This is a genomic window from uncultured Aquabacterium sp., assembly GCF_913773725.1.
Lineage (GTDB): Bacteria > Pseudomonadota > Gammaproteobacteria > Burkholderiales > Burkholderiaceae_C > Aquabacterium.
On sequence record NZ_CAJYGK010000161.1, the window covers coordinates 43,073 to 70,006 of the forward strand.

The window sequence follows — 26,934 nt, forward strand, 5'->3', positions numbered from 1 at the left end:
GCGGTTGCGGATTGGTAAACCAGCCCACCGCCCCGACCCCGTCAGGCCTCATCCACGGCCTGGTTCAAGGTCTCCCTGACGGACGCCACAAGATGGCCCGTTTCGTTGTTCGCGTGGTCACCGCCGTGTTGGTGGGAGCCAGCCTGAATCTGGGCCTCGTGCCCGATCGGGCAGACGCGCGTCGCAGTACCCCGCAAGACACCGAACTGTCCAGCCCGACCGGTCTGGCGGTGGCGCCCTTGTCCACGTTGCCCCGCCAGGCACAGGACGTGTACGGCCGCATCCTGCAAGGTGGGCCGTTCCGCCATGACAAGGATGGCACGGTGTTTGGCAACCGCGAGCGCATCCTGCCACGTCAGCCACGCGGCTACTACCGTGAATACACCGTGCCGACGCCAGGCGCACGCAACCGGGGAGCCCGGCGCATCGTCTGCGGCGGACAGGAAGTCAGACGACCCGAAACTTGTTTCTACACCGAGGATCACTACCAGAGCTTCCTGACCATTGATCCACGGCAATGACCGCTGACCCCGGTCGCCCCCATCCTCGTTCTTTCCTCACACCTTCTCATCGGCCCACCGGGGCTGACGCGCCAGGCGCGCCGGACCCGTGGCCCCAGCGATCATGTTGTTGCAATCCGTTCGAACCAACATCGTTCAATCCATCCGCGCCTACCGCCCGGAAGACTTGCAACAGGCGGCCAACGCGGCTGGCCAGCATTTCCTGTACACCAACCTGAGCGCCGCCCAGAGCAAGCAGGACGTGCTGGACATCATCGCCCGTGACTTCCTCTTCCCGGACCACTTCGGCAAGAACCTCGACGCCCTGTACGACTGCATCACGGACATGGTCCACAAGTCCGGCCCGCAGCCCGGCTTCGTCGTCGTGCTCGAGCTGATCCCGGACGGCGCCCGCTACGACCGTGAAAGCCGCGAGCAGCTGCTCGACGCCTTCCGCGACGCCGCCGACTTCTGGGCCGAGCGCAAGGTGCCCTTCCGCGTGTTCTACTCGATCGCGGTGTCGGGCAAGGAATCGGCCGGCAACTGGGACAAGGCCGACGTGGCCCAGAACGACCCCAACGCCAAGCCGGTCAAGGTCTCGAAGAACGCGCCGCAGCCCATGATCATGAACCTGCCGCCGATGAGCAGCGTGTTCGACACCGCCCAGCTGCTGGCTGCCGCCTGAGCGTTACCCGCCTCCTGCGCCAGCGCCGCCTCCGGGCGGCGTTGTCGTTTTCGAACCCCGGTGGACTCAGCCTCGTCGCGCCAGCGAGCGCCACAGGTCCAGCTGCCGGGCCAGGGCGCCCGCTTCGCCCAGGTAAGCGGGCCCGATCGCATCCAGCGCGTGGGGCGTGATGCCCAGTTCCGTCAGGCCCGGCAAGCGACCGCTGGCCACATTGGGCACCTTCATCGAATCCAGGTTGTCGGGCGACATCAGTGGCTCACCAGGCATCAGGCCCATCATCGTGGCCTGCATGCGCCCGGCGAAGTCGGGAATCGGCAGCACCGGCCTCGCGTGCCCGCTCCAGCGGCCCGCGCGCTGCACCAGCTCGGCCAGCGTCAGCACCTGCGGGCCGGCCGCCTCGTACACGCCCTCGCGCCCGCTTTCCAGCAAACGCACCAGCGCCGCCGCCACGTCCTCGACCCACACCGGCTGAAAGCGCGCCTGCGCTCCAGCCAGCGGCATCGCAGGGAACACCCGTTGCAGCGCGGCAAACAGGTTCAGGAAGCGGTCCTGTGCGCCAAAGATCACGCTGGGGCGCAGGATGGCGACGCTCAGGCCTGCCGCCGCAGCCTGGCGCAGCACGCCCTCGCCTTCGGCCTTGCTGCGCAGGTAGTTCGACGGCGCCTGGGCCGGATCGTCGGGCACGCCCAGGGCGCTGACGTGCACCAGGCGGCGCACGCCGGCCTTGCCGCACGCCGCCACCAGGCGCTGCACCAGCTCGACATGGGCCGTCCGGAACGCCTGCGGCGTCCCGTGCAGGATGGCAACCAGGTTCACGACGGCATCACAGCCGGCCAGCAGCCGCACCAGCGTGGCCTCGTCGTGCACGTTCGCGTCGACCACATCGACGTGCGGCAGCGGAAACAGGTGCTTGCCGCGCTCGCGGCGGCGGCTGGGCACCAGCACGCGGGCGCCGGCCAGGGCCGCGCTGTGGGGAATCTGTTCACACAGGGCGCGGCCCACGAACCCGGTACCGCCAAGAATCAGGATGCGTCGCATGGGAACTCCTTCGGCTCAAGGGAGGTCGGTGGCACTGGGCGGCGCGCTGCCTGCACGGGGCCCCACCGTCTGGCCCAGCCGTTCACGCAACGCCAGCGGCTTGCCATGCAGCAGGTGGCTGTACACGACGGCGTTGGACAGCACCTTCTTCACGTAGTCGCGCGTTTCGTTGAACGGGATGTTCTCGACCCAGGCTGCCGCCTCCATGCGAGGGCCCTCACGCCAGCGGCGCGGGCGGCCGGGCCCGGCGTTGTAGGCCGCAGCCGCCAGCGCCTGCATGCCCTGGAAGTCATCCAGCACCAGCTTCAGGTAGCCCGCGCCCAGCTTCAGGTTGGTCTGCCGATCGGTCAACAGGTCGGGGGTGTAGGGGATGTCGAGCTTGCGCGCCGTCCAGCTCGCTGTGGCGGGCATCACCTGCATCAAGCCAGACGCCCCGACCGACGACCGCGCCGCCACCAGGAAACGTGACTCCTGGCGGATCAGGCCATACATGTACGCCGCATCCAGCCCCACGTCGCGGGCAGCGGTCAGGATCTCCTGCCGGAACGGCGTCGGATAGCGCTGACCGAGGTGGATGTCATGGCGGGTACGGTCACTGGCGTTGATGCAGCGGTCCCACAGCTCGCGCTGGCAGGCCAGCTCGGCCATGGCGATCACGTCGCGGTCGCTCATGCCGCCAGGCTTGCCCCAGGTCAGGGTGTAGTTCCACTCGCGCACCGCCTCGCCGCGCCAGCCCAGGTCGAACAGCCGCAGCGACCGGTCGGCGCCGGGCACGGCACGCGCCTGGGCCAACTCGGCATCGGTCAAAGGCGCAGGCACCGCGGGCGGCCGGATGGCCCCGTGCACCTCTTCGGCCGCCAGCTGGCCGTAGAACGTCAGCGGGTGGGCCACCCGGCCCAACAGCTCTCGCGCCTGCTCACGCAGGGCACGGCGCCCCGGCTCCGTGCCGGCCTGAGCCGCACGGGCCTGCAAGGCCTTGGCGCGCCAGTAGACCCACGTCGGGTCGGCCTGCTGCTCGGGGCCCATGGCGTCCAGCGCCTGTTCCACCTGGGTCCAGGCCGCCGGCTGACCGGCGTTCGCGGCGCGCAATGCGGCCCGGGCCATCCAGGCCAGGGTTTCGGCCGACCAGGCCGGGGGCAGGCGGTTGCCACCCGCAGTCCCCAGAGCCAGGGCCCGGTCTGCCAGGGCGCGCTGGAAGTAGGACGGCGCTTCGGGCATCAACCGCCAGGCCGCCGACCGCCCCAGCTGCGCCCAGGCCCAGGCGGTCTCCTCGGGCTGCCAATGCCAGCGAAGGCGCGTGGGCGCATCCTCGATGGCCGCCGTCGCACCGGCCGTGTCCGTGCCAGCCCAGCGGATGAACGCCAGCAGGTTCAGCTGGGCCTCCACCGGCTCGGGCAAGACCAGGGGAATCGGCGTCGGGGCGGGTCGGGCTCGCGCCTTCGACGTCACCTTGGTCTTCTTGTTCGCACCGGGTGCGCCCATGACGGCACCGGGCGCTTCACGGGGGGCGGCCGCCACACCGCCCGGCTTCAGGAAGGCCGCCGGCTGGCTCACCAGCCGTGACACGGCCTGGGCGAGGGGCTCGCCCAACAGGCGCGCGCTCTGCTGTACGGTCTTGAACTTGTCGGCCTCCAGCGCCAGCCGGAGCTTCACCCACACGTCCGCCTGGGTCAGCACGCCCGCGCTCAGCAGCGTCTGCGCCATGGTGTCGCACCCCTGGTCGGGGTCCCGCTGACCCCACCACGCCTGGCGGGCCTGCTCGCGCAGCTCACCCGGCCCCTCCATGGGAATGCCCAGCTGTTGACGCGCCAGCAGCCCCAGGCAGGTGACCTCCCGGTCGTCGTTCATCCGGAAGGCCGGCTGGATGCGCACGAAGGTGGCCCAGTCGCGCCGGCGGCCCAGCTCGAGCAACCAGTCGTTGCGAGCCCGGTCGGCCACATAGGCGTCGGGCCATCGCCCGAGGAAGGCGTCCACCTCGGCCGGGCTGATGTCGGTCAGGCGTGCCATGAAGAGCCAGTAGTCGGCCCAGGGCGCCAGCGGATGGCCGGTGGCAATCAGGCCGTCGCGGGCGCTGGTCAGGCGTTGGCGATCGCGGACCCGCCATGCCTCGCGTGCTTCCAGGATGAGGGCGTCATTGACCGGCGCCAGCTGCGCGACGGCCGACGGTGGCGCCAGCAGCAGGGACGTGCCCAGGCCTCCGGGGATGACCATGGCGGCCGAAGCCACCAGCCACATGCCCGCCGCCGCCAACGCCGACCTGGCACGGCCCGGCGGGGCAGAGGAGGACGCGGGGGCCGGCACGGGCTGCCCGCGGGACGCATACTGTCGGAAGATGTTCAATTGATGGACCTTGTCTGATGACCGTGCCCCCCGCCCCCACGCCTGCCGCCGAAGCCCGCCGTGCCCTGCGGCAACGTCTCCTCAGCGCCCGGCAGGCCTGGGCCACGTCCCCTGCGGCGCAGACAGCGCAACAGGCGCTGGCAGACCGGCTGGCGGGCGTGCTGGCTCAACTGGAACCGGCGTGTCTGGGGCTGTACTGGCCAGTCAGGGGCGAATTTAACCCAAGGGACATCGCCCTGACGGCCCGCGCGGCATCGGGCTGCGCGCTGGCCCTGCCCTACGCGCGACGAACCCCGGTCGAGATGCAGTTCCGGCCCTGGGATGGCACCGAGCCGGACACGCGGGACGAGTGCGGCCTGCCCGCGCCATCGGTCGCCAAGGTGGTTCAACCCGATGTCGTGCTGGTGCCCTGCGTGGGCTTCACCCCCGAAGGCTTCCGCCTGGGCTACGGCGGGGGCTACTTCGACCGCTACCTGGCTGCCCACCCGGAGGTGACCGCCATCGGCCTGGCATGGGACGAAGCACAGGTCGAGGTGTCGGCGCTGTCTCCGGCCGCACACGATGTGCCGCTGATGGCGGTGCTCACACCTTCGGCCACCTGGGGCGGCTGAGGCGCGCGCCCATGAAAAACGCCCCCGAGGGGGCGCTCAAAATCCGTCCGTCGAAGGGGGCTCAGCGTCGATCAGCCCGGCGGCGTGCCGCCGCGGCGATGCCGACCAGACCCAGGCCCATCAGCGCATAGGTGGATGGCTCCGGAACGGCCGGGGTCTTGGCCGGCCCGGTCACGTCGGCGGCAAATGTCCCGAAGTTCACGCTCTGCAGGAAGCCGCTGTAGAAGGTCGACAGCCCGAAAGCCGTCAACATGGCGTTGGCCGCACCGGCAGTCAGGTAGAGGCTGCCGGTGGACAGATAGCCCGTCCCCAGCGTGGCGTTGAAGCTCTCGCTGACCGTGGCGGTGGCGCTGGTCAGGATCTGCCCGGTGTACTTCACCGAGCCATCCACGGCCAGCACACCGCTCAGCGCCTTGCTGGCCTGGGCGTAGCTGATGTTGGTGATGCTGAGCTTCTGGCCCTTGTCGCTGGTCAGCAGGAAGCCGGAGGCGGCATCGGTCAGGCCGACGAAGTCGGTGGCCGCGGCGCTGCTGAGCGTCACCGAGGTGAAGGCCTCGCTCAGGGTGTTGGTGCTGCTGTTGTAGGTGGCGCCGCCCAGGGCCGAGAAGGTGGCACCCGACAGGGCGGACGAGATGTCCGAGCTGAGCGCCAGGATGGCCTGGGTCGGTGCCGTGAATGCCGCCGCCTGAACGGCTGCCGAGGCTGCCAGGGCGGCCACCGCGGCGCCCGCCTGGCTCAGCCGGAAGAGAGTGCTGTGCATGTCTGTCACCTTGTGCTGTAGGTTGGTTGGACTGCGAGAAGCAGTTGAACCCATGCTGCAGGCGACCCCTCATGCACCGCATATCGTTGACCCTTAAACACCCCCCAAGCACGGGACGCTGCATCCGACACCAGGCGCCAGATTGCTCGTGCTTTCATCCCTCTCCTGAAAACGCCCATGAAAAAGCCCCCTGACGGGGGCTTGGAGCGGGTCGTGCCAGCCGGCGTCGCAGCCGGCCAAGGCGGGACCGATCAGAAGCGATAGGCCAGGCCGACGCCGAACAGGATCGGGTCGATCTTCACGCGGGTCACGACGGTGTCGGTGCCCTTGATCTTGACATCGGAACGGATGTCGATCTTCTTGAAGTCGACGTTCAGCGACAGGCGGTCGGTGATGGGGAAGTCGGCACCGATCTGGAAGGCCGGGCCCCAGCTGTTGGTTTCCAGCTCCAGCTGGGCCACGTCAGGCACGGCCAGCTTCACGGCAGAGAAGCGGGTGTAGTTCACACCGGCGCCAATGTAGGGGCGCACCACCGGGTTGGTCGGAGCGAAGTGGTACTGCACGGTCAGCGTGGGCGGCAGGTGACGCACCGAACCCAGCTTGGTGTCACCGATCGACACGGTGTGCTTCTGCGGCGAGGTGGCGATCAGTTCCAGGGCGACGTTGTCGGTCACGAAGTACGACGCATCCACTTCCCAGATGTACTTGCTGCTGACGTGGATGGCGTTCTCCGGCACTTCCAGCGACGGGATCGCATCGCTCTCGTTGGCCGGCTCCAGGTACAGCGCCCGGGCGCGCACCACGATGTCACCGGCACCGGCTTGCGAGACGGCGGGGGTCAGGGCGGCGCAGGCCAGGGCGGCTGCGGCAATCAGGCTCGAGCGGTTGAAGATGGTGCTCATGGTGGTTCCTTCTTGTTCAATGGCTGGGTGGATCGCCGGTGGGCTTTCCATGACTTCATTGCAACAAGCGGAACGGCGCACGGACTTGTGCTGCATCAAGTCGCCCCGGTCGACGGGGACGACAGCGGGGGCCCCGGCCGACGCGCTTTGCGTCAGATCAGACAAGGGTGATGCGCAAACGCAACACCTTGAGCCCCCCTCCCGGGTGTACCGGACAGATCAGGCTGCGGGCGTCAGGCCGAGGCGCTCGCAGATGGCCTTCACCGGCCCCGACTGGTTCATCGTGTAGAAGTGCAGGCCCGGCACGCCAGCGCAGCGCAGCTGGTCGCACAGGTCGGTCACCACGTCGAGACCGAAGGCCTGGATCGAGGCCTTGTCGTCGCCGAAGCCTTCCAGCCGCGTGCGGATCCACCGCGGAATCTCGGCGCCACAGGCGTCGGAGAACCGCAGCAGCTGGCTGCTGTTGGTGATCGGCATGATGCCCGGGATGACCGGGATGTCGGCGCCCAGTGCCGCGGCCTCGTCCACGAAGCGGAAGTAGGCGTCGGTGTTGTAGAAGTACTGGGTCAGCGCGGCGTTGGCGCCGGCCTTCACCTTGGTCACGTAGGCCTGCAGGTCGGCCTGCGGGTTGCGGGCCTGGGGGTGCATCTCGGGGTAGGCCGCCACTTCGATGTGGAAGTGATCCCCGGTTTCGGCCCGGATGAAGGACACCAGGTCCGAGGCGTAGCGGAACTCGCCGAAGCCGCCGTAGCCGCTGGGCAGGTCGCCGCGCAGGGCCACGATCCGGCGGATGCCTTCCGCCTTGAACTGCTGCAACTGGGCGCGCACGCCGTCCTTGCTGGCGCCGATGCACGAGAAGTGCGGCGCGGCATCGAAGCCCTCGCGCAGGATGGCGCACACCGTCTGCAGCGTGCCGTCCTGGGTCGAGCCGCCGGCGCCATACGTCACCGAACAGTAAGTGGGCTTCAGCGGGTACAGCTGCTGCCGCACGGCCGCCAGTTTGTCCACGCCCTCGGGGGTCTTGGGCGGGAAGAACTCCATGCTGATGGGCAGCGCGTGCTGCGAACTCGTCAGGGTCGTCATGAACTCACTCTTGGTCGGGCACGGGCGATTGCGCCCAGATGAAGAACTCGAGGTTGCCGTCGCCGCCCGCAATCGGGCTGGCAAAGCCCTTGTGGACCTTCCAGCCCAGGTCGGTGCAGGCGCGGCGCACGATGTCGCGGGCGCGGGCGTGCTGGGCCGGGTCCTTGACCACGCCGCCCTTGCCCACGTGCTCCTTGCCGACCTCGAACTGCGGCTTGATGAGCAACACCACCTGCCCGCCCGGCTTCAGCCAGGGGCCGAGGTGGGGCACGATCTTGGACAGGGCGATGAAAGACAGGTCGGCCACGATCAGGTCGAAGCCGTCGGCCGGGGCGTGTTCGCGCAGCGGGCTGGCGTCCAGCTCGCGGGCGTTGACGTTTTCCAGGCAGACCACGCGGTCGTCGGCCTTGAGCTTGTCGTGGAGCTGACCATGGCCCACTTCCACGCCCACCACGCGGGCGGCGCCCTGCGTCAGCAGCACGTCGGTGAAGCCACCCGTGCTCTGGCCCACATCCAGACAGGTCATGCCCGACACATCGAGGCCGATGTGTGCCAGGGCACCTTCCAGCTTGAGCCCGGCGCGCGACACCCAGCGCAACTCGTCGTCGTTGGTCACGCGCAGCTGCGCGTCCTCGGGCAGGTCTTCGCCGGCCTTGCGCAGCGCGGTCCAGCCCTTGGGGCCGAGCCACTGCGCCGCACTGGCGTCGATCAGCCGGTGGGCCGCCGAGCGGGTGGGCGCAAGCCCTTGTTGAACGAGTAGCTGATCAGCGCGTGGCATGAATTTCCTTGTGGTGGATCGAGGCACTCACGCGGAGCACCGCGATCGAGCAAACCACCGCGGATCTGGCTTGGCCAGTCCGCTGGTGGTTGCCCCCCGGAAAGGGGGGCGGCCGTCAGGCCGTAGGGGGGAGATCAATACCGATACGTATCGGGCTTGTACGGACCTTCCACCGCAACGCCGATGTAGGCGGCCTGCTCCGGCGTCAGCTCGGTCAGCTGGGCGTTCAGCGTGGTCAGCTGCAGGCGGGCCACCTTCTCGTCCAGCTTCTTGGGCAGCACATACACCTTGCCGGCTTCGTAGTCGTTCGGGCGGGTGAACAGCTCGATCTGCGCCAGCGTCTGGTTGGCAAAGCTCGACGACATCACGTAGCTCGGGTGGCCGGTGGCGCAACCCAGGTTCACCAGGCGGCCCTTGGCCAGCAGGATGATGCGCTTGCCATCTTCAAAGATGACGTGGTCGACCTGCGGCTTGATCTCTTCCCACTTGCACTTCTCTTCCAGCTTCGCAACCTGGATCTCGTTGTCGAAGTGGCCGATGTTGCAGACGATGGCGTTTTCCTTCATGGCCGCCATGTGCTCGTAGGTGATCACGTCCTTGTTGCCGGTGGTGGTCACGAAAATGTCGGCCTTGTCGGCGGCCCAGTCCATCGTCACGACGCGGTAGCCTTCCATCGCGGCCTGCAGCGCGTTGATCGGGTCGATCTCGGTCACCCACACCTGGGCGCTCAGGGCGCGCAGGGCCTGGGCCGAGCCCTTGCCCACGTCGCCGTAGCCCGCCACCACGGCCACCTTGCCGGCGATCATCACGTCGGTGGCGCGCTTGATGCCGTCCACCAGCGACTCGCGGCAGCCATACAGGTTGTCGAACTTCGACTTGGTCACCGAGTCGTTCACGTTGATGGCACGGAACATCAGCGTGCCCTTGGCGCTCATCTCGTTGAGGCGGTGCACACCGGTCGTGGTCTCTTCGGTCACACCGATGATGTCGGCCGACTTGCGCGAGTACCAGGTCGGGTCCTGCGCCAGCTTGGCCTTGATGGCGGCGAACAGGATGCGCTCTTCTTCGGAGCCCGGGGTGGCCAGCACCGACGGATCGGTCTCGGCCTTCTTGCCCAGGTGCATCAGCAGCGTGGCGTCACCACCGTCGTCCAGGATCATGTTCGGGCCTTCGCCGGGCGTGCCGGCCGGGCCGAAGTCGAAGATGCGGTGGGTGTAGTCCCAGTAGTCTTCCAGCGTCTCGCCCTTGTAGGCGAACACCGGGGTGCCTGCGGCCACCAGCGCGGCGGCGGCGTGGTCCTGAGTCGAAAAGATGTTGCACGAGGCCCAGCGCACTTCGGCGCCCAGGGCTTGCAGCGTCTCGACCAGCACGCCGGTCTGGATGGTCATGTGCAGCGAGCCAGTGATGCGCGCGCCCTTGAGCGGCTGGCTGGCGGCAAATTCCTTGCGGATGGCCATCAGCGCGGGCATTTCGTGCTCGGCAATGGTCAGTTCCTTGCGGCCCCAGTCGGCCAGCGACAGGTCGGCCACCACGTACTGGTCAACGGGCAGGGGTTTCAGAACAGCGTTCATGGACAGAGCTCCTAAATGGGTTCAGAAGCCGCCGTGCGCTACCGGGAGGACGTGAAAGGATGCAACTCACCCAGCGGGACACATGCGGGTGAGCGCCGTTGCAATCAGAGTTGACCTTCCGAGCCTGGGGTCAGCGATGGCGACATGCGCCCGTGACCTTGCAACGCTCCTCGGAGGAGCCGCGATTATAGGACGCCCGCCTTGTCCTGTGGGCAAGAAATGCCGGGTGTTGACGCCAGGACGACGCGGTTACGGCCTGCAGCCTTGCCCTGATAGAGCGCGCGGTCGGCGCGCTGCAAAGCCTGCTCGAAGGTCTCGCCGGGCACCATCACGCTCACGCCCAGGGTGATGCCCATGGACCAGCCGTGCGCCGCCGGCACGCTCACGGCGTGCACGCCGGCGCGCAGCCGCTCGGCCACGGCCAGTGCCTCGCCGGCATCGGTGCCTGGCAAGAGCACCAGAAACTCCTCGCCGCCCCAGCGGGCCACGTGGTCGACCTCCCGCACGCCGCCGCGCAGCACCTCGGCCACGGCCTTGAGCGCCTCGTCCCCGACCTCGTGCCCATGGGTATCGTTGATGACCTTGAAATGGTCGATGTCCCCCAGCAGCACCGCCAGTGGGCCCGCGCCCCGCTGCACACGGGCCGCTTCCAGTTGCGCGGCCTCCATGGCGTAGCGGCGGTTCCGCAGTTGCGTGAGCGGGTCGGTCCGAGCGACGTCGCGCAGGCGCTTCTGCGCATTCATCACCAACTGGAAATACACCGTGCTCAACACCCCGAGGATCACCAGGGTGGAGGTCAGGTTGAAGTAATACAGCGCGTCCAGCACGGCGCGGGGCGCGTCCATGTAGGGCGTCGCGTTGCGCCACCGCCAGTCCATGCCCAGGTACAACAGCCCCACGCCCACCGCCAGCACGCCCTTGGGCACGGGCGACAGCAGCGAGTTCACGATGATCACTGGAATGATCAGGACGATGTAGAAGTGAAAGCCGCTCTGCCAGCCGATCACGGCCACCGCCATCAGCCCGTGGGCGATGATCTCAGCGCCCATCAGCATCATGGCGGCGCTCGGCCAGCCCCGATGCAGCAGCGACGCTGCCAGCACGTAGCACAGCACGCTGGCCACGTTCACCTGGGCCAGCGCGGTCACCCCTGTGGCGGCAAACAGCAGCAAGAGACAGAAATGGGTCAGCCCCGCCACGCATGCGACCACCCCCAGCAAGGCCAGGAACACGTCCGACGTGCCGGATGGAAACAGAAGGGACTGGAGTTGTCGCAAGGTGGCTGTCGCGCGTCCGCGCCAGGAAAAAGAGACCGCTGATTCGACTGTGTATCGGCAGGGCAGACGGCGGCTTGAGCCTGGGCCAGGAAAGCGTATGGAACGTGACAAATCGGGCGAAAAACCCGGGATGGTTCGAGGATAGCCACACCCCGCCACACCCACAATAGCGCCAGGGAGCCGGCGCCAGCGTGCGCACGGGGCTCCTCTGCTGTACCGCCCTTCGTTTCCACGCTGGCCCACGCATCCGGATGACCTGCCCCGCTCCCCTGCCCCTTGACGAAGCACGCCGCCTGGCGCGCCTGAAGGCGCTGGCTGTGCTGGACACCCCTGCCGAGCCTCTGTTCGACGCGCTCACCCGGCTGGCCAGCGAACTGTGCGACATGCCCATCGCGCTGGTGAGCCTCATCGATGCCGACCGTCAGTGGTTCAAGGCGGCCGTCGGGCTGCCCGGCGTGTGTGAAACGCCCCGCGACGTCGCCTTCTGCTCGCATGCCATCCTCGGCGAGGACATCCTGGAGGTGCCCGACGCCCGGCTCGATCCGCGCTTCGCCCAGAACCCGCTGGTGACCGAGCCCCCGCACATCCGCTTCTACGCAGGCGCCCCCATCGCGCTGGACGACGGCACCCGCATCGGCACGCTGTGCGTGATCGACAGCGTGCCACGCCAACTGGACGCCCGGCAGCGCACCGTCCTGCGCGAGCTGGCCGCCACCGCCGCAGCCGCCCTGTCCATGCGAGGTCGCGCCATCGAGCAGAGCCTGCAAGCCAAGGGCCGCTACGAAGACGAACTGCGCCACAGCGCCGCCCGGCTGCGCACCCTGTACGAGCGCACCCCTGCCATGCTGTGCTCGATGGATCCGGACGGCATCGTGCTCACCGTGAGCGACACCTGGCTGGACAAGACCGGCTACCAGCGCGACGAGGTGGTGGGTCAGCGGGTCGATGTCTTCATGGCCCCCGGGATGGACGCCACCCGGCAGCTGGCCCGCCGCGAGCTCGACCGGCAAGGCCAGTGCCACGACATGCCCTACCGGCTGGTACGCAAGGACGGCAGCGTGCTCGAGACGCTGATGTCGGCCATCCTCGAGCGCCATGAAGATGGCCGCCACGTCCGCACGGTGGCCATTCTTGAAGACGTCACCCGGCGCCGTGCCGTCGAGGCTGAACTGCGCGCGCACCAGGAACGCCTGACCTTGGCGACCCAGGCCAACGGCATCGGCATCTGGGAATACGACATCGAAGCCGGCCGGCTGATGTGGAGCGACGAGATGTTCACCATCTTCGGCTCTGCACGCGCCGACTTCACCGGCACACTGGACGACTGGCGCCGTTGCCTGCACCCCGACGACCGCGCCCATTCCGAACAGGTCTTCGCAGAAGCCCTGGCCGGCCGGCGCGCCATCGACTACGACTTCCGCGTGCTGCATCCCGACGGCTCGGTCCACTCGGTCTACGCCCGCGCCACCATCTTCCGCGACGAGCACGGCCGCGCGCAGCGCGTGGTCGGCACCAACTACGACATCACCGAGCGCAAGCGCATGGAGCGCGAGCTGGCCGAGAAGCACGAGCTGCTGCGGGTCACGCTCCTGTCCATCGGCGACGCCGTGATCACGACCGATGCGCAGGGCCGCGTGCAGTGGCTCAACCCGGTGGCCGAACGCATGACGGCCTGGAGCACGGAATCGGCCCGCGGCCTGCCGCTGGCACAGGTCTTCGAGATCGTCGACGAGCACACCCGCCTGCCTGCGCCCTGCCCCGTCACCCGCTGCCTGGGCGAACGCGACGTCATCGCGCCCTGCCAGCACACGCTGCTGCTGTCGCGCGACGGCAGCGAGTACGGCATCGAGGAGTCGGCCGCCCCCATCCGGGACGACGACGGCACCGTGCTGGGCGTGGTCCTGGTCTTCCACGACGTGACCGAGCAACGCCGCATGGGCCGCGAGATGCGCTTCCGCGCCACGCACGACGAACTGACCGGGCTGATCAACCGCGGCGAATTCGAACGCCGCCTGGCGCACACGCTGGAGAAGGCCCACGCCGACCACACGCGCCACGCGATGATGTACATCGACCTGGACCAGTTCAAGCTGGTCAACGATGCGTGCGGCCACGCCATGGGCGACCAGCTGCTCTGCCAGGTCACCACGCTGCTGCAGGGCTGCGTGCGCGCACGCGACACGCTGGCCCGCCTGGGTGGCGACGAGTTCGGCGTCATCCTCGAGCACTGCACGGTCGAGCAGGCCCAGCGCGTCGCGCAGGAAATCTGCGACGCCATGGAAGAGTTCCGCTTCACGCACGAAGGCCGGCGTTTCCGCATCGGCACCAGCATCGGCCTGGTGCCGGTCGACGAGCGCTGGGCCAACACCTCGCTGGTGCTGCAGGCCGCCGACACCGCCTGCTACGCCGCCAAGGAAGCCGGCCGCAACCGCGTGCACGCCTGGTACGACACCGACCAGATGCTCAAGGCCCGCCAGGGCGAGATGCAGTGGGCCAGCCGGCTCGAGCAGGCCATCGACGAAGACCGCTTCGTGCTGTACGCCCAGCGCATCGCCCCGCTCGGCCAGGGTGCGGCACGCGAAGGCCTGCACGCCGAGCTGCTGATCCGCCTGCGCGACGACGACGGCAAGCTCATCCCGCCCGGTGCCTTCCTGCCCGCGGCCGAGCGCTTCCACATGGCCTCGCGCATCGACCGATGGGTGCTGCGCCACGCCTTCCGGCTGCTCGAAGCGCACGAAGGCCACATGGACCATGTCGCCACGCTCACCGTCAACCTGTCCGGCCAGTCCATTGGCGACCGCGCCTTCCACCACTTCATGACCGAGCTGGTGGCGCGCAGCCGCATCGACGTGCGCAAGCTCTGCCTCGAGATCACCGAGACCGCCGCCATCACCAACCTGGCCGACGCCACCGTGTTCATCGACGAGATGCGCCGCCTGGGCATCCGCATCGCGCTGGACGACTTCGGGGCCGGTTCGTCCTCCTTCGGCTACCTCAAGAGCCTGAAGGTCGACTACCTGAAGATCGACGGCCAGTTCATCAAGACCCTGACCACCAACGCGCTGGACCACGCCGCCGTGCGCTGCTTCCGCGACGTGGCCCAGGTGCTGGGCCTGCGCACCATTGCCGAATTCGTCGAAGACGAAGCCACGGTGACCGAACTGCGCCGCATCGGCGTCGACTTTGCCCAGGGCTACCTGGTGCACCGGCCCGAGCCGCTGGAAGTGGCCCTGAACCTGCACGACGCCCAGACCGCCTGAGCGACAGCCCGGGCCGTTGCTGCGACAATCGGCGGTTTGCCCCCTTTCCCCGCGGCCCTGTGCCGCCCTGTCTGCCGAGCCCTGCCGTGAGCTTCACGCCCGAAACCCGCCGCCGCCGCACCTTTGCGATCATCTCCCACCCCGACGCCGGTAAGACGACGCTGACGGAAAAGCTGCTGCTGTTCTCCGGCGCCATCCACATCGCCGGCGCGGTGAAGGGCCGCAAGGCCTCGCGCCACGCCACGTCGGACTGGATGGAAATCGAAAAGCAGCGCGGCATTTCGGTGGCCTCGTCCGTCATGCAGATGCTCTACCGCGAGCATGTGGTGAACCTGCTCGATACCCCGGGCCACAAGGACTTCTCGGAAGACACCTACCGCGTGCTGACCGCCGTCGACTCGGCCCTGATGGTCATCGACGCCGCCAACGGTGTGGAAGCCCAGACCAAGCGCCTGATCGAGGTCTGCCGCCAGCGCGACACGCCCATCATCACCTTCATCAACAAGATGGACCGCGAAGGCCGCGACCCCATTGAGCTGCTCGATGAGGTGGAGGCCGAGCTGGGCATGCCCTGCGTGCCGATGACCTGGCCGGTGGGCCAGGGCAAGGGCTTTGGCGGCATCGTCAACCTGCGCACCCAAAGCATGCGCCTCTTCGATGCCGGCGAAGACAAGCGCAGCGACGAGTACGAAGTGGTGCCGCTCACCGAGCGCGACAAGCTGGCCGAACGCTTCGGCCACGACTGGGAGCTGGCCGAGCAGAACATGGAGCTGATGGCCGAGGCCGCGCCCGCGTTCGACCTCGAACAGTTCCTCGCAGCCAAGCAGACGCCCGTGTTCTTCGGCTCGGCCGTCAACAACTTCGGCGTGCAGGAGGTGCTCGACGCCCTGGTCGACCTGGCCCCGGCACCGCGACCGCGCTTCAGCACCGAGAAGGACGGCTCGCACAAGGAGATCGCGCCCGACATGGCCAACTTCTCCGGCGTCGTCTTCAAGGTGCAGGCCAACATGGACCCGTCGCACCGCGACCGCATCGCCTTCGTGCGCGTGTGCTCGGGCAAGTACACCCCGGGCATGAAGCTCAAGGTGCAGCGCAGCGGCAAGGAGCTGCGGCCCACGTCGGTCGTCACCTTCCTGTCGCAGCGCCGTGAAGCGGTCGACGAAGCCTTTGCCGGCGACATCATCGGCTTCACCACGCACGGCGGCGTGCAGCTGGGCGACACCATCACCGACGGCATCAGCCTGCAGTACACCGGCCTGCCCTTCTTCGCGCCCGAGCTGTTCCAGACGGTCGAGCTGAAGAACCCGATGAAGAGCAAGCAGCTGCAGGCCGGCCTGCTCCAGCTGGGTGAAGAAGGCGCCATCCAGGTCTTCCGGCCCGAGGTGGGCGGGGCGATGCTGCTGGGCGCCGTCGGCCAGCTGCAGTTCGAAGTGGTGCAGCACCGCCTGATGGCCGAGTACGGCGTCGACATCCGCCTGATGCCCTGCCGCTTCACCGGCGCGCGCTGGATCACGGCCGACACGCCCGAGGCGCTGAAGAAGTTCACCGACGAGAACGCCAGCAAGCTGGCGCTCGACGCGGCCGACACGTTGGCCTACATGATGACCTCGGCGTACGACCTGCGTCTGACCGCCGAGCGTCACCCACAGGTCCACTTCCACCCGCTGCGCGAGCACGCCGGCCTGAGCCTGTCGAGCCAGTAACTGCGGCAAACTGCACGGATTCGCCCCACAACGCGAGGCAACCCGCGAGAACGGGGGGGACACGGCCATGACACGGTTCGTTACAGTCCGGGCATCGGCGTGATGTCACGCGCCAACCCACTGTCCGAGCCGTCATGAACACCGCCCTCCGCCTTGCCCTTGTCGCCGCTGCCCTGGCCGGCGCCACCGCCGCCCACGCCGAAACCATCGGCTTCACCAAGACCACTGTGGGGGGCGTGTCGCTGACGGCCACCACCGGCACGATCACCGGCAGCAACCTGTGCGCATCCAGTGGCACGTGTGCGCAAGCCATCACCTACAACACCACGGCCGGCGGCAAGCTGACCGTCACCGCGGCCGATGGCGCCGATTTCGACACCCTGGCCTACGTCCACCAGAGCAACCTGAACAACGCCGGCCTGGGCGTGGTCACCGGCTACATGAAGCCGACCGGCTTCCACATTGCCGACCTCAACTACTCGCTGAGCCAGCCCAAGGAAACGCTCACGCTGAGCTTCCAGAACACCGTGTCGCTGAGCCAGCTGGTCTTCTTCCCGGACGACCGCCTGACCCTGAGCCTCACCAAGGAGCTCGACAGCTTCGACGGCTTCACCATCTCCGTCGATGGCAAGGCCGCCGTCGAGTACAGCTTCGGCAACAACGGCGGCCAGCCCGTCACCCTGTCGACGCCGCTGGTGGGCAAGACCTTCACCTTCGGCTACGCCGTGAAGAAGAGCTCCGAGGACTACTACCTGGCCGGCATCACGGTCGCCGCCGTGCCCGAGGCTTCCACCTGGGCCATGATGGGTCTGGGTCTGGTCGGCATCGTGGCTGCCGCCCGTCGCCGTCAGCGTGCCTGATTCGTCAGCGCCGCCGTCCGCAGGGCGCTCAGCCCTGCGGCATCCACAGCTGGTCCAGGTTCTTGAAGCCCCAGGTCGAGGGCGATTCCCGGCTCACGATCTGGTCCACAGACTTGCTCAGGTCCAGCAGTTCCGGGGTGATGGGCTCCTTCGCCTTGGTCGAATAGAAAACCCGCACCACCGGGCTCAGCAACGAGCCCGCGCCTTGCTCCACCACCACCGCCAGCCGGCCTGACTGCAGCCGCACCAGCGAGCCCGTGGGATAGATGCCCAGGCTCTTCACAAAGGCCTGGAACACGCGCTCGTCGAAGTGGCCTTCCTTGGTCCACTGCGCCATCTTCTGCACCGATTCGGCCGGATCCCAACCCGCCTTGTACGGTCGGTTGGACGTGATCGCGTCGTACACGTCGGTCACCGCGCCCATCTTGGCGTACAGGCTGATTTCCTCGCCCTTCAGGCGGTGCGGATAGCCGCTGCCGTTGATCTTCTCGTGGTGGTGCAGACAGACGTCCAGCGGAATCGGCCCCACCCCCTGCCCCTCCACCAGCATGCGGTGGCCGGCTTCCGGGTGGCCCTTCATGATGGCGTACTCGGCATCGGTCAGCTTGCCGGGCTTGTTGAGCACCTCCAGCGGCATCATGGCCTTGCCCAGGTCGTGCACCAGGCCAGCCAGCCCCACCTCGCGGGTCTCGTCCTCGCCCAGCCCCAGCTGCCGGGCCAGCGCCACCATCAGCGCGCACACCGCCACCGAATGCATGTAGGTGTAGTCGTCACTCGTCTTCAGGCGCGCCAGGCTCACGATGGCGCCCGGGTTGCGCGTCACGGACTGCGTGATCTCGTTGACCAGCGGCAGGCAGTGCTCGGCATCCACCGCCTTGCCCAGCCGCGCATCGGCAAACATGGACTTCATGGCCGGGCGAGCCTGGCCCAGGATCTTGCGGGCGCGCACCACCTCCTCGGTCATCCCGCATGGCTCGGCCTCCGCAGAACGCGCCGGGTGCACGGCCGGCGCGGGGGGCGGCACGGCGCTCAGGTCGGCTTCGGCGGTGCCCGGCGTATCCCGGGGAAGCTCGACGTCATCCACCCACTGCGATGCGGCGTCCTCGGTCCCTGCCACATCCAGGCCCCGATCGGTGTCGATCCACACCATCTTCACGGCAGACGCCTGCAACTGCGCCAGTTGCGCCGGCTGCTCGAGCTTGAAGGCCGATTTCCAGAAGGGATGGTCCAGCCACGACCCGTCCAGCGCATCGATGAACATGCCAAGGCGGGCCTGCGCGACAGGGATCTTCTTTTTCATACAGGACCGAAAAGGCCAGTTCTCACCAGTTTCCCGAAGTCTGCATCCTAGAGGCAAGTTCGGGGCCTCATTCGGCCGAAATGCGGCCATCGGACAACTTTGTCATGCCCACCGCCAGATAACGACTAGCATGCAAAACCCTTTGATCAGCCTGAAAACCCTCATCAAGTCGTGGCCATCGGCGCCGATACCCCCATACGCATCATTGAACATCATCGAAGGGTAGCGACATGAACACGACGCGTCTGGGCATTGCAGGTCGATTGTGGATCGGTCTGGCCACACTCATCACCGCCGTTCTCGTGCTGGTGGGCGGGACCACCTGGCTCTCGCTGAAGGACGCCGCACATGCCGAAGCCGAGCGCGCCCTGGCGGCGGACAAGCTCAAGGCCGCCCGCCGCTGGGCCCACCTCAGCGAAGTGGTGGTCAACCGTGTCATCGCGCTCGCCCATGTGTCGGCCAGCAGCGAAGACACCGCCAAGGACATCCGCGCCCGCAACGAGACCGACATCAAGGAAATCACCGCCATCAAGGCGCAGATCGAAGGCATGCCGCTGACGGACGCGGACAAGACCCAGATCCAGCTGGTGGGCGAACACCGCAAGACCGTCCTCGCCACCCACGCCCGCATCAAGGCGATGAGCGATGCCGGCGACGCAGCCGGCGCGCGTCAGCTGACCGACACCGCCTTCAAGCAGGAAGTCGAGGCGTACTACGCCGCCCTGGGCCGTTTTGCCGAGATGCAGGAAGAAGCCAGCGTGGCCGCGGGCGAAACCTTGGTCAACACCAACCGCCGGCACGCACTGATCTCGCTGGGCCTGCTGCTGGGCCTCATGACCGTGATGGCCTTTGGCGCGCAGCGGCTCATCAGCTCGATTCGCGAGGCCCTGCAGCACTCGGTCGAAGCCGCGCAACGCATCGCCGAGGGCGACCTCACCGTGCAGCTCGACACCGCTCGCAGCGACGAACTGGGTGACCTGATGCGCGCCCTGCAGGCCATGACCGCCTCATTGGGCGGCCTGGTCAGCCAGGTCCGCCACGCCACCAACAGCATCCAGACGGCCTCCAGCGAAATCGCCTCGGGCAACCAGGATCTGAGCGCCCGCACCGAGCAGGCCGCCAGCAGCCTGCAGCAGACCGCCTCGTCGATGGAGCAGCTGTCCGGCACCGTGCAGCACTACGCCGACACGGCCCGCGAAGCCAACCAGCTGGCCACCGACGCCACCGTCGCCGTGCGCCACGGTGGCGAAGTGGTCGACCAGGTGGTCACGCAGATGGACGGCATCGCCACGGCCTCGCGCAAGATCGCCGACATCATCGGCGTGATCGACGGCATCGCGTTCCAGACCAACATCCTGGCCCTGAACGCCGCCGTGGAAGCCGCCCGGGCCGGCGAACAAGGCCGCGGCTTTGCCGTGGTGGCCGCTGAAGTGCGCACCCTGGCCCAGCGCAGCGCGCAGGCCGCCAAGGAAATCAAGACGCTGATCAACGACTCGACCGAGCGCGTGGACAACGGCGCCAAGCTGGTGGGCTCGGCCGGCCAGACCATGCGCGAGATCGTCTCCGCCATCGAACGCGTGAACCAGATGATGACCGAGATCACCGCGTCGGCCAGCGAGCAGAGCGACGGCATCCGCCAGGTCAATGGCGCGGTCAACCACCTCGACCAGATGACGCAGCAGAACGCCGCGCTGGTGGAAGAGGCGGCCGCAGCCGCCACCAGCCTGCGCGACCAGGCTGATCAGCTCAACAGCCTGGTGCGGGTGTTCAAGGTGTGAACGGGGTTACAGGCCCGCTGCCGCGCGCAGCGCAGCCGCCTTGTCCGTCCGCTCCCACGTGAACTCGGGCTCTTCGCGGCCGAAGTGGCCGTAGGCCGCGGTCTTGGAATAGATCGGGCGCAGCAGGTCCAGCATCTGGATGATGCCCTTCGGACGCAGGTCGAAGATGCCGCTTTCGGCCACGATCTTCGACAGCTGGTCGTCAGGGATCACGCCCGTGCCTTCGGTGTAGACCGTGATGTTCATGGGCTGGGCCACGCCAATGGCATAGGCCACCTGCACCTGGCACTGACGCGCCAGGCCGGCGGCCACGATGTTCTTGGCCACGTAACGGGCGGCGTAGGCGGCCGAGCGGTCCACCTTCGACGGGTCCTTGCCCGAGAACGCGCCACCGCCGTGCGGGCAGGCGCCGCCGTAGGTGTCGACGATGATCTTGCGGCCGGTCAGGCCACAGTCACCCTGCGGGCCCCCGATCACGAAGCGGCCGGTCGGGTTGATCAGGTAGCGGGTGTTCTCCAGCCATTCCTTCGGCAGCACCGGCTTGATGATCTCTTCGATGATCGCCTCGTTGAACTCGGGCTTCATCTTGTCGCCCAGGCTCCACTCGGGGCTGTGCTGGGTCGACAGCACCACGGTGTCGATGCTGTGCGGCTTGCCGTCCACATAGCGCATCGTCACCTGGCTCTTGGCGTCCGGGCGCAGGAAGGGCAGACGGCCGTCCTTGCGCAGCTGGGCCTGGCGCTCGACCAGACGGTGCGCGTAGTAGATGGGCGCCGGCATCAGTTCGGGCGTCTCGTCGCAGGCGTAGCCAAACATCAGGCCCTGGTCGCCCGCACCGATGTTCAGATAGTCGTCCGAGGCGTGGTCCACGCCCTGGGCGATGTCGTTCGACTGCTTGTCGTACGCCACCAGCACCGCGCAACCCTTGTAGTCGATGCCGTACTCGGTGTTGTCGTAGCCGATGCGCTTGATGGTGTCGCGCGCCACCTGGATGTAGTCGACGTGCGCGTTGGTGGTGATCTCACCGGCCAGCACCACCAGCCCGGTGTTGCACAGCGTTTCAGCGGCCACGCGGCTCTTCGGGTCTTGTTCGAAGATCGCGTCGAGGATGGCGTCCGAAATCTGGTCGGCGACCTTGTCGGGGTGGCCTTCAGAGACGGATTCGGAAGTGAAGAGGAAATCGTTCGCCACAGTGGGTACTCCAGAAGATTGATGACGGGCACTCGGCGTCGCCGAGGCTGTGGAAGTCATCCGGGTGCGGTTCTTCTGGCAGCGGCGAACGCTTTAGCGGCATTTGTAAATCGCCCCGCAAGTTGTCCTGTTAACTCGGCGATGCGCAAAGTGTAGTGGATTTCGCAAAGCCTCGGGTCGTGACCGAATTCACGCCCGATCGCGAAAAGTGCTCCGTTTACCGTACGGAATCCGTATCACGAAAGCAGCCCCCCTCAGCCAGGTGATTGTTACAACCTGGTTACAAAGGTCAATGGCGGCCAAGGAGAGCGAACCACCCTTTGCTGTATATCGCGCTCCTCTTGCAGTTCATCGGGAGTAACCATGTCCAAGCTGCCCATCCTCGCCGCCGCTGTCCTAGCTGGCTTTGCTGTCTCGTCTTCTGCCGCAACGAAAGACCTCGGCAACCTCACAGACACCGCATCCGCTACACAGAACATCATCTATGCAGGCATCTTTGGTGCATCGCTGCAACCCGGCTCTTTCGACCGGTTCGAGTTTGATCTGGACTTCGCCTCTGACGTCACCATTGACATCTATTCCCGCCTCGCACTGACTATCGGAGCGGAATTTGACCTTTACGACAACACCAACACGTTGATCGACTCCAAGGCGCTGAGCGGCGCCACTCAATTGGGTACGGTCTCCGGACTCTCGCTGGGTCTGAGCGGCGGCCAAGCCCGCCAGAACTTCCAGCATAGCCAGCTGACGTTCTCTGACGTGGCCGCCGGTACCGACTACCAGTTCCGCTTCGATCCGGGCGTGTTCACTCTGGCGGTGGGGTACCGTGTTCAATTCGCAGGCAGTACGCTCGCCACCCCGATGCCGCCCACCCCAGCCGTGCCCGAACCCCAGACTTACGCCTTGGTCGCTGCGGGGTTGGGCGTTGTTGGCTTCCTCTCCCGCCGTCGCCGCGCCGCTCAGGCCTGACCTGCGCGCCACGGGGCCGGCACACGGCCCCGCTCAGGCACAATCCCTCACGGCCGACACCAGCCCGGTGCCGGCCGTGATGCTTTTTGTGGCCCATGAACCGTCTGTTCACCCTGCTTGCACACTGGCCGCTGCCTCTGCTGCACGGCATCGGCGCCCTGCTGGGGTGGCTGGTGTACGGCCTGTCGCCCTCTTACCGCCGCCGCCTGCAGGCGCACGCGCGCGCGGCCGGCCTGAACGCCCGCCAGGTCCGCCAGGCCGTGGCCCACGCCGGCAAGATGGTGGGCGAGCTGCCCTGGCTGTGGGGCCGCCCCCAGCACGAGGCCCTGGGCGCGACGGTGCAGTGGCGCCACCCCGAAGTGGTCGAAGCCGCCCTGGCCGAAGGCCGCGGCCTGCTGCTGCTCACGCCCCACCTCGGCTGCTTCGAGGTCACGGCGCAGGCCTATGCCGAACGCTTCGGCGCCGTCAAACCCATCACCGCGCTGTACCGCCCGGCCAAGCAAGCTTGGCTGGCCGAGATGATGAAGGGCTCGCGCAACCGCCCCGGCATGCAGACCAGCCCCGCCACCCTGGCCGGCGTGCGCCACATGCTGCGCGCCCTCAAGAAGGGCGAGACCGTCGGCCTGCTGCCCGACCAGGTCCCGCCCGAAGGGATGGGCGCCTGGGCCCCCTTCTTCGGCCGCTCCGCCTACACCATGACGATGGCCGCCCGGCTCGTCAGCCAGACCCGCTGCGCCGTCGTGCTGCTGCGCGGTGAACGCCTGGACGCCACCCAGCGCCAGCAACTCGGGTGCGACTACCTCGTCCACGCTGAACGGGTGTCGCCTGAAGTCGAAGCCGTCCTGGCCGGTGGCGATGCGGCAGAATCGGCCGCCGCCGTGAACCGGCTGATGGAACACCAGATCATGCAAGCACCCGAGCAGTACCTGTGGGGCTACAACCGCTACAAGGCCCCCCGCGCCGAGATCCTGACCTCGGCCACCCCGGGAGAGGCCGCCTGATGCGCCCCGGCCAGGCCCGTTTCTCTGTCAGCCACCTCGCGCGCGAGGCCGGCATCCGCCTCGCCATCGGCCTGCTCTGGCTGCTGCATTTCCTGCCCCTGCCCGTGCTGGCCGCGCTGGCCGCGCTGCTGTCGCGGGCGCTGTACCACCTGGCCGGATCCCGCCGCCGCATCGGGCTGCGCAACCTCGAGCTGTGCTTCCCGCAGTTGTCGCAGGCCGAGCGCGAAACCCTGCTCAAGCAGCACTTCCGCTGGCTCACGCAAAGCCTGCTGGACCGCACCGTGCTGTGGTGGGCCTCGCCCGAGCGGGTGCAACGCCTCATCCACGTCGAAGGCGACATCGGCCTGGCCGAGCGCGTGTTCCAGGAAAGCGGCCGCCCCACCATGTGGCTGTGCCCGCATTTTGTGGGCCTGGACGTGGCCGGCGCCGCCATCCTGCTCAAGCAGCCGCGCCCCGGCGCCTCCATCTACCAGACGCAAAGCCACCCGCTGATGGACGCCCTCATGCGCCGCGGCCGGCTGCGCTTCGGCAACGCCGACATCTTCCCCCGCAGCGACTCGGTCAAGCCACTGCTCAAGGCCGTCAAGCAAGGGCGCGGCTTCTTCAACCTGCCCGACATGGACTTCGGCGCCAGGGACGCAGCCTTCGTGCCCTTCTTCGGTGTGCAGGCCGCCACGCTGCTGGCGCCCTCGCGCCTGGCCCGCATGCTCGACATGGTGGTGCAACCCGTGATCGCCGAGATCCTGCCCGGCGGCCGCGGCTGGCGCGTGCGCTTCGAAGCGCCGCTGGCGGGCTTTCCCACGGCCGATGCCGAGGCCGATGCCGCCGCGTTGAACCGCTACATCGAGGGCGAGATCCTGAAACAACCGGCGCAGTACCTGTGGGTGCACAAGCGGTTCAAGACCCGGCCGGACGGGGCGCCCGGGCTGTATTGAGCCTGCCCCGGAAGGGGGAAGCCAAGCTGCGTTCTTCCATCATGAGGAAAGCGGACATCGGCCAGACGTATAAGCGCCCCTCGTCTGAGTGATGACACCCTGCGGCCAACGTGGTCAGATATCCGGACCAACCCAGGAGTTCCCTTCATGCAGTTCATCCGTTCGCTGGCCGCCACCGCTGTTCTGGCCGCCACCGCCCTCGGCGCCCAAGCCGGCACCTTCTCTGGCGCTGTCGCCGCCGGTACCGATCCGTTCGACGTCCTGGCCACCAGCCTGACCATCACGGGCCCGTCCAACCTGGTCGGCGGCGTGTCCTCCAGCGGCTACACCACGCTGGTCCCCGTCACGGTCGGCGGCACGACCTTCAACATCACGCTCAGCGCCACCGCCCTGGACATCCAGAGCGTCTACCTGAAGTCGGGCACCACCCTGGTCGGCACCGACACCAACCTGGCTGACGGCTTCGCCTTCAACAACCTGGCCGCTGGCACCTACGGCCTGTACATCACCGGTCGCAACACCAACACCTCGCTGGTGGGCGTCTTCGCCGGCACCACCACGGTCACCGCCGCCGTGCCCGAGCCCGGCAGCGTCGCCCTGGTCCTCGCCGGCCTCGGCGTGGTCGGCATCATGAGCCGCCGCCGCCTCGGCTGATCGGCGCCTCTCCGCCCCCGCAAAAGGCCGCACCGTGTGCGGCCTTTTTCATGCCTGGTCCTGTCCGGTACACCCCCCTCGCATCAACCCTACTCAAGCCCCCTTCCGCCCCTGCCGATACCCCCACACGTTCCCAAAAAAAGTTGGATGGAGAGACAGATGGGCTGGATCACCTGGTTACGCAAGTTCTCGATTCGATCGCGCCTGATCGCCTGCATGGTGCTGGTGGTGGGCATCGGCACCGTGGTGGGCGTCGGCATGACGCTCAAGCTGCACACGCTCAAGGGTGAAGTGGAAGGCTTTGCCAGCCATGAATTCGAGGCCACCCAGGCCATGGCCGAGCTGGCCCTGCACATGGGTCGGCTGCGCGGGTTCGAAAAGGCGGCCATCATCCACGCAGGCGATTCGGTCTCGGCCGAAGCCGACCGGCTGTCGTGGAACAAGAGCCTGGAAAACAGCCGCGCCGCCATCGCGCGCATCAAACAGACGCTGACCGAGCAGGACCTGATCGACCAGATCGACGGCCTGCAGAGCAAGCTGAACGGCTACGCCGAAGCCCTGGCCCCCTCGCTCGGGCACATGGCCGAGGGCGTGCTCAACACCCCGCCCGACGCCTACGCCGCCACCGAAGTGGCCCGCGCCAAGGCCGATGTGCTGGAGCTGAGCACCACGGCCCTGCAGGAGCGCCTGTCCGGTCTGGCCCAGCAACGCCGTGACCGCTCGGCCGAAACCGCCACCGAAACCGTGATCTGGCTGTGGGTGCTGCTGCTGTCGCCGGGCATCATCTTCCTGCCGCTGATGGGGCTCACGATCGCCTCGATCACCGGGCCGCTGCGCCGGGCGGAAGACATCACCCAGGCCATCGCCCACGGCGACCTGACCCGCGAGATCGCGCCCAAGGGCAACGACGAGATTGCCCACCTGATGCTCTCGATGAAGAGCATGCAGGCCGGCCTGCGCGAGATGGTGGCCTCGGTGCGCATGTCGTCGGAAAGCATGCTGACGGCCAGCACCGAGATCGCCGCCGGCAACCAGGATCTGTCCACCCGCACCGAGCAGACGGCGTCCAACCTGCAGGCCGCCGCCTCGTCGATGGACGAGCTGAGCAAGACGGTGGAACACTCGGCCGAATCCGCCAGCGTGGCCAACCACCTGGCCGACACGGCCAGCCAGCGGGCCGCACAAGGCGGCGAGGTGGTCGAAAGCGTCGTGGCGCAGATGGAGCAGATCACCCAGGCGTCGCGTCAGATCGCCGACATCATCGGTGTGATCGACGGCATCGCCTTCCAGACCAACATCCTGGCGCTGAATGCGGCCGTGGAAGCCGCACGGGCCGGCGAGCAGGGCCGCGGCTTTGCCGTGGTGGCCGGCGAAGTGCGCTCGCTGGCGCAGCGCAGCGCCGAGGCCGCCCGCGAGATCAAGACCCTGATCGGCCAATCGGTCGACCGGGTGGAAACCGGCTCACAGAAGGTGCGCGAAGCCGGCACCGTCATGCAGGAAATCGTCGATTCGATCCAGCGCGTCACCCAGGCCATGAGCGAGATCGCAGACGCCACGCGCCAGCAGTCCTCCGGCATCGGCATGGTCACCGAATCGGTCAACCAGCTCGATCAGATGACGCAGCAGAACGCCGCGCTGGTGGAGCAATCGGCTGCGGCCGCCGACAGCCTGCGCCAACAGGCCGCCGACCTGTCGCGCACGGTGCAGCGTTTCCATTTGGACCCGGCCTGAGCCGGGG

21 protein-coding genes, 1 pseudogene and 1 riboswitch are annotated in these 26,934 nt (G+C 67.7%); of the genes and pseudogenes, 12 read left to right on the plus strand and 10 right to left on the minus strand.

Going from position 1 to position 26,934, the window contains the following annotated elements; genetic code table 11:
• Positions 1-92: 92 nt before the first annotated feature.
• The gene (locus QZ709_RS20790) at positions 93-521 is read left to right on the plus strand and encodes a ribonuclease domain-containing protein (protein WP_294639455.1); all 429 of its coding nucleotides are present in this window, start codon (positions 93-95) and stop codon (positions 519-521) included.
• A gap of 103 nt (positions 522-624) precedes the next feature.
• Positions 625-1,011, plus strand: a pseudogene (locus QZ709_RS20795) (barstar family protein); the annotation flags it as partial.
• Positions 1,012-1,251: 240 nt separating this feature from the next.
• Here QZ709_RS20795 and QZ709_RS20800 read toward each other — a convergent pair.
• Both QZ709_RS20800 and QZ709_RS20805 read right to left on the minus strand, forming a co-directional pair.
• Positions 1,252-2,223, minus strand: a complete 972-nt coding sequence (locus tag QZ709_RS20800; protein WP_294639456.1) for a complex I NDUFA9 subunit family protein — start codon at positions 2,221-2,223, stop codon at positions 1,252-1,254.
• A gap of 15 nt (positions 2,224-2,238) precedes the next feature.
• On the minus strand, positions 2,239-4,563 hold the full coding sequence (locus tag QZ709_RS20805; RefSeq protein ID WP_294639457.1) for a lytic transglycosylase domain-containing protein: 2,325 nt from the start codon (positions 4,561-4,563) through the stop codon (positions 2,239-2,241).
• A gap of 17 nt (positions 4,564-4,580) precedes the next feature.
• Between QZ709_RS20805 and QZ709_RS20810 the strand changes: the two genes are divergently transcribed.
• Positions 4,581-5,174: a 5-formyltetrahydrofolate cyclo-ligase gene (locus QZ709_RS20810; protein WP_294639458.1), complete on the plus strand. Its 594-nt coding sequence runs from the start codon at positions 4,581-4,583 to the stop codon at positions 5,172-5,174.
• 61 nt (positions 5,175-5,235) lie between these two features.
• On the opposite strand, the gene QZ709_RS20815 is transcribed toward QZ709_RS20810, so the two are convergent.
• The 6 genes from QZ709_RS20815 to QZ709_RS20840 all read right to left on the minus strand — a co-directional run bounded on the left by QZ709_RS20815 (position 5,236) and on the right by QZ709_RS20840 (position 11,545).
• Positions 5,236-5,934: a PEP-CTERM sorting domain-containing protein gene (locus QZ709_RS20815; RefSeq protein WP_294639459.1), complete on the minus strand. Its 699-nt coding sequence runs from the start codon at positions 5,932-5,934 to the stop codon at positions 5,236-5,238.
• A gap of 251 nt (positions 5,935-6,185) precedes the next feature.
• Entirely contained in the window at positions 6,186-6,836 is a 651-nt protein-coding gene (locus QZ709_RS20820; RefSeq protein ID WP_294639460.1) for an OmpW family outer membrane protein, read from the minus strand.
• Positions 6,837-7,055: 219 nt separating this feature from the next.
• Positions 7,056-7,919: a methylenetetrahydrofolate reductase [NAD(P)H] gene (metF, locus tag QZ709_RS20825; protein WP_294639461.1), complete on the minus strand. Its 864-nt coding sequence runs from the start codon at positions 7,917-7,919 to the stop codon at positions 7,056-7,058.
• A 4-nt stretch (positions 7,920-7,923) separates the two neighbouring features.
• Positions 7,924-8,697: a TlyA family RNA methyltransferase gene (locus tag QZ709_RS20830; RefSeq protein WP_294639462.1), complete on the minus strand. Its 774-nt coding sequence runs from the start codon at positions 8,695-8,697 to the stop codon at positions 7,924-7,926.
• A gap of 134 nt (positions 8,698-8,831) precedes the next feature.
• Positions 8,832-10,268 carry an adenosylhomocysteinase gene (ahcY, locus tag QZ709_RS20835; protein ID WP_294639463.1) on the minus strand — a complete coding sequence of 479 codons (1,437 nt, stop codon included), beginning with the start codon at positions 10,266-10,268 and terminating at the stop codon, positions 8,832-8,834.
• Between the two features lie 83 nt (positions 10,269-10,351).
• Positions 10,352-10,446: riboswitch (S-adenosyl-L-homocysteine riboswitch) on the minus strand.
• A 7-nt stretch (positions 10,447-10,453) separates the two neighbouring features.
• On the minus strand, positions 10,454-11,545 hold the full coding sequence (locus tag QZ709_RS20840) for a GGDEF domain-containing protein (RefSeq protein WP_294639464.1): 1,092 nt from the start codon (positions 11,543-11,545) through the stop codon (positions 10,454-10,456).
• Positions 11,546-11,796: 251 nt separating this feature from the next.
• Between QZ709_RS20840 and QZ709_RS20845 the strand changes: the two genes are divergently transcribed.
• The 3 genes from QZ709_RS20845 (at position 11,797) to QZ709_RS20855 (ending at position 17,368) form a co-directional block, all read left to right on the plus strand.
• Positions 11,797-14,805 (plus strand): EAL domain-containing protein, encoded by a 3,009-nt coding sequence (locus QZ709_RS20845; RefSeq protein WP_294639465.1) that lies wholly within the window; start codon positions 11,797-11,799, stop codon positions 14,803-14,805.
• Positions 14,806-14,891: 86 nt separating this feature from the next.
• Positions 14,892-16,508, plus strand: a complete 1,617-nt coding sequence (locus QZ709_RS20850; protein ID WP_294639466.1) for a peptide chain release factor 3 — start codon at positions 14,892-14,894, stop codon at positions 16,506-16,508.
• A 134-nt stretch (positions 16,509-16,642) separates the two neighbouring features.
• On the plus strand, positions 16,643-17,368 hold the full coding sequence (locus QZ709_RS20855) for a PEP-CTERM sorting domain-containing protein (protein WP_294639467.1): 726 nt from the start codon (positions 16,643-16,645) through the stop codon (positions 17,366-17,368).
• Between the two features lie 28 nt (positions 17,369-17,396).
• Here QZ709_RS20855 and QZ709_RS20860 read toward each other — a convergent pair whose 3' ends face one another.
• Positions 17,397-18,668 carry an HD-GYP domain-containing protein gene (locus tag QZ709_RS20860; RefSeq protein ID WP_294639468.1) on the minus strand — a complete coding sequence of 424 codons (1,272 nt, stop codon included), beginning with the start codon at positions 18,666-18,668 and terminating at the stop codon, positions 17,397-17,399.
• Between the two features lie 230 nt (positions 18,669-18,898).
• On the opposite strand from QZ709_RS20860, the gene QZ709_RS20865 reads away from it, so the two are divergent.
• The gene (locus QZ709_RS20865) at positions 18,899-20,446 is read left to right on the plus strand and encodes a methyl-accepting chemotaxis protein (protein ID WP_294639469.1); all 1,548 of its coding nucleotides are present in this window, start codon (positions 18,899-18,901) and stop codon (positions 20,444-20,446) included.
• Between the two features lie 6 nt (positions 20,447-20,452).
• Here QZ709_RS20865 and metK read toward each other — a convergent pair whose 3' ends face one another.
• Complete coding sequence (gene metK / locus QZ709_RS20870) at positions 20,453-21,637, minus strand: methionine adenosyltransferase (protein WP_294639470.1); 1,185 nt, start codon at positions 21,635-21,637, stop codon at positions 20,453-20,455.
• Positions 21,638-22,000: 363 nt separating this feature from the next.
• On the opposite strand from metK, the gene QZ709_RS20875 reads away from it, so the two are divergent.
• From QZ709_RS20875 to QZ709_RS20895, 5 genes are all read left to right on the plus strand, one after another.
• Positions 22,001-22,606 (plus strand): PEP-CTERM sorting domain-containing protein, encoded by a 606-nt coding sequence (locus QZ709_RS20875; RefSeq protein WP_294639471.1) that lies wholly within the window; start codon positions 22,001-22,003, stop codon positions 22,604-22,606.
• 95 nt (positions 22,607-22,701) lie between these two features.
• Positions 22,702-23,607: a lysophospholipid acyltransferase family protein gene (locus tag QZ709_RS20880; protein ID WP_294639472.1), complete on the plus strand. Its 906-nt coding sequence runs from the start codon at positions 22,702-22,704 to the stop codon at positions 23,605-23,607.
• Positions 23,607-24,542, plus strand: coding sequence for a lipid A biosynthesis acyltransferase (locus tag QZ709_RS20885; protein ID WP_294639473.1), 936 nt, complete (start codon positions 23,607-23,609; stop codon positions 24,540-24,542). The genes QZ709_RS20880 and QZ709_RS20885 overlap by 1 nt, the downstream gene beginning before the upstream one ends.
• A gap of 147 nt (positions 24,543-24,689) precedes the next feature.
• Complete coding sequence (locus QZ709_RS20890; RefSeq protein ID WP_294639474.1) at positions 24,690-25,196, plus strand: FxDxF family PEP-CTERM protein; 507 nt, start codon at positions 24,690-24,692, stop codon at positions 25,194-25,196.
• Between the two features lie 159 nt (positions 25,197-25,355).
• Positions 25,356-26,927: a methyl-accepting chemotaxis protein gene (locus QZ709_RS20895; protein WP_294639475.1), complete on the plus strand. Its 1,572-nt coding sequence runs from the start codon at positions 25,356-25,358 to the stop codon at positions 26,925-26,927.
• Positions 26,928-26,934: the final 7 nt, after the last annotated feature.

Excerpts from the sequence above, each read along its gene's own strand:
- QZ709_RS20885 (WP_294639473.1), top strand. The coding sequence starts at position 23,607 with ATGCGCCCCGGCCAGGCCCGTTTCTCTGTCAGCCACCTCGCGCGCGAG.
- QZ709_RS20865 (WP_294639469.1), top strand. The coding sequence starts at position 18,899 with ATGAACACGACGCGTCTGGGCATTGCAGGTCGATTGTGGATCGGTCTG.
- QZ709_RS20815 (WP_294639459.1), bottom strand. The coding sequence starts at position 5,934 with ATGCACAGCACTCTCTTCCGGCTGAGCCAGGCGGGCGCCGCGGTGGCC.
- QZ709_RS20800 (WP_294639456.1), bottom strand. The coding sequence starts at position 2,223 with ATGCGACGCATCCTGATTCTTGGCGGTACCGGGTTCGTGGGCCGCGCC.
- QZ709_RS20830 (WP_294639462.1), bottom strand. The coding sequence starts at position 8,697 with ATGCCACGCGCTGATCAGCTACTCGTTCAACAAGGGCTTGCGCCCACC.
- QZ709_RS20810 (WP_294639458.1), top strand. The coding sequence starts at position 4,581 with ATGACCGTGCCCCCCGCCCCCACGCCTGCCGCCGAAGCCCGCCGTGCC.
- QZ709_RS20855 (WP_294639467.1), top strand. The coding sequence starts at position 16,643 with ATGAACACCGCCCTCCGCCTTGCCCTTGTCGCCGCTGCCCTGGCCGGC.
- QZ709_RS20890 (WP_294639474.1), top strand. The coding sequence starts at position 24,690 with ATGCAGTTCATCCGTTCGCTGGCCGCCACCGCTGTTCTGGCCGCCACC.
- QZ709_RS20860 (WP_294639468.1), bottom strand. The coding sequence starts at position 18,668 with ATGAAAAAGAAGATCCCTGTCGCGCAGGCCCGCCTTGGCATGTTCATC.
- QZ709_RS20845 (WP_294639465.1), top strand. The coding sequence starts at position 11,797 with ATGACCTGCCCCGCTCCCCTGCCCCTTGACGAAGCACGCCGCCTGGCG.
- metF (WP_294639461.1), bottom strand. The coding sequence starts at position 7,919 with ATGACGACCCTGACGAGTTCGCAGCACGCGCTGCCCATCAGCATGGAG.
- QZ709_RS20875 (WP_294639471.1), top strand. The coding sequence starts at position 22,001 with ATGTCCAAGCTGCCCATCCTCGCCGCCGCTGTCCTAGCTGGCTTTGCT.
- QZ709_RS20790 (WP_294639455.1), top strand. The coding sequence starts at position 93 with ATGGCCCGTTTCGTTGTTCGCGTGGTCACCGCCGTGTTGGTGGGAGCC.
- QZ709_RS20880 (WP_294639472.1), top strand. The coding sequence starts at position 22,702 with ATGAACCGTCTGTTCACCCTGCTTGCACACTGGCCGCTGCCTCTGCTG.
- QZ709_RS20820 (WP_294639460.1), bottom strand. The coding sequence starts at position 6,836 with ATGAGCACCATCTTCAACCGCTCGAGCCTGATTGCCGCAGCCGCCCTG.
- ahcY (WP_294639463.1), bottom strand. The coding sequence starts at position 10,268 with ATGAACGCTGTTCTGAAACCCCTGCCCGTTGACCAGTACGTGGTGGCC.
- QZ709_RS20895 (WP_294639475.1), top strand. The coding sequence starts at position 25,356 with ATGGGCTGGATCACCTGGTTACGCAAGTTCTCGATTCGATCGCGCCTG.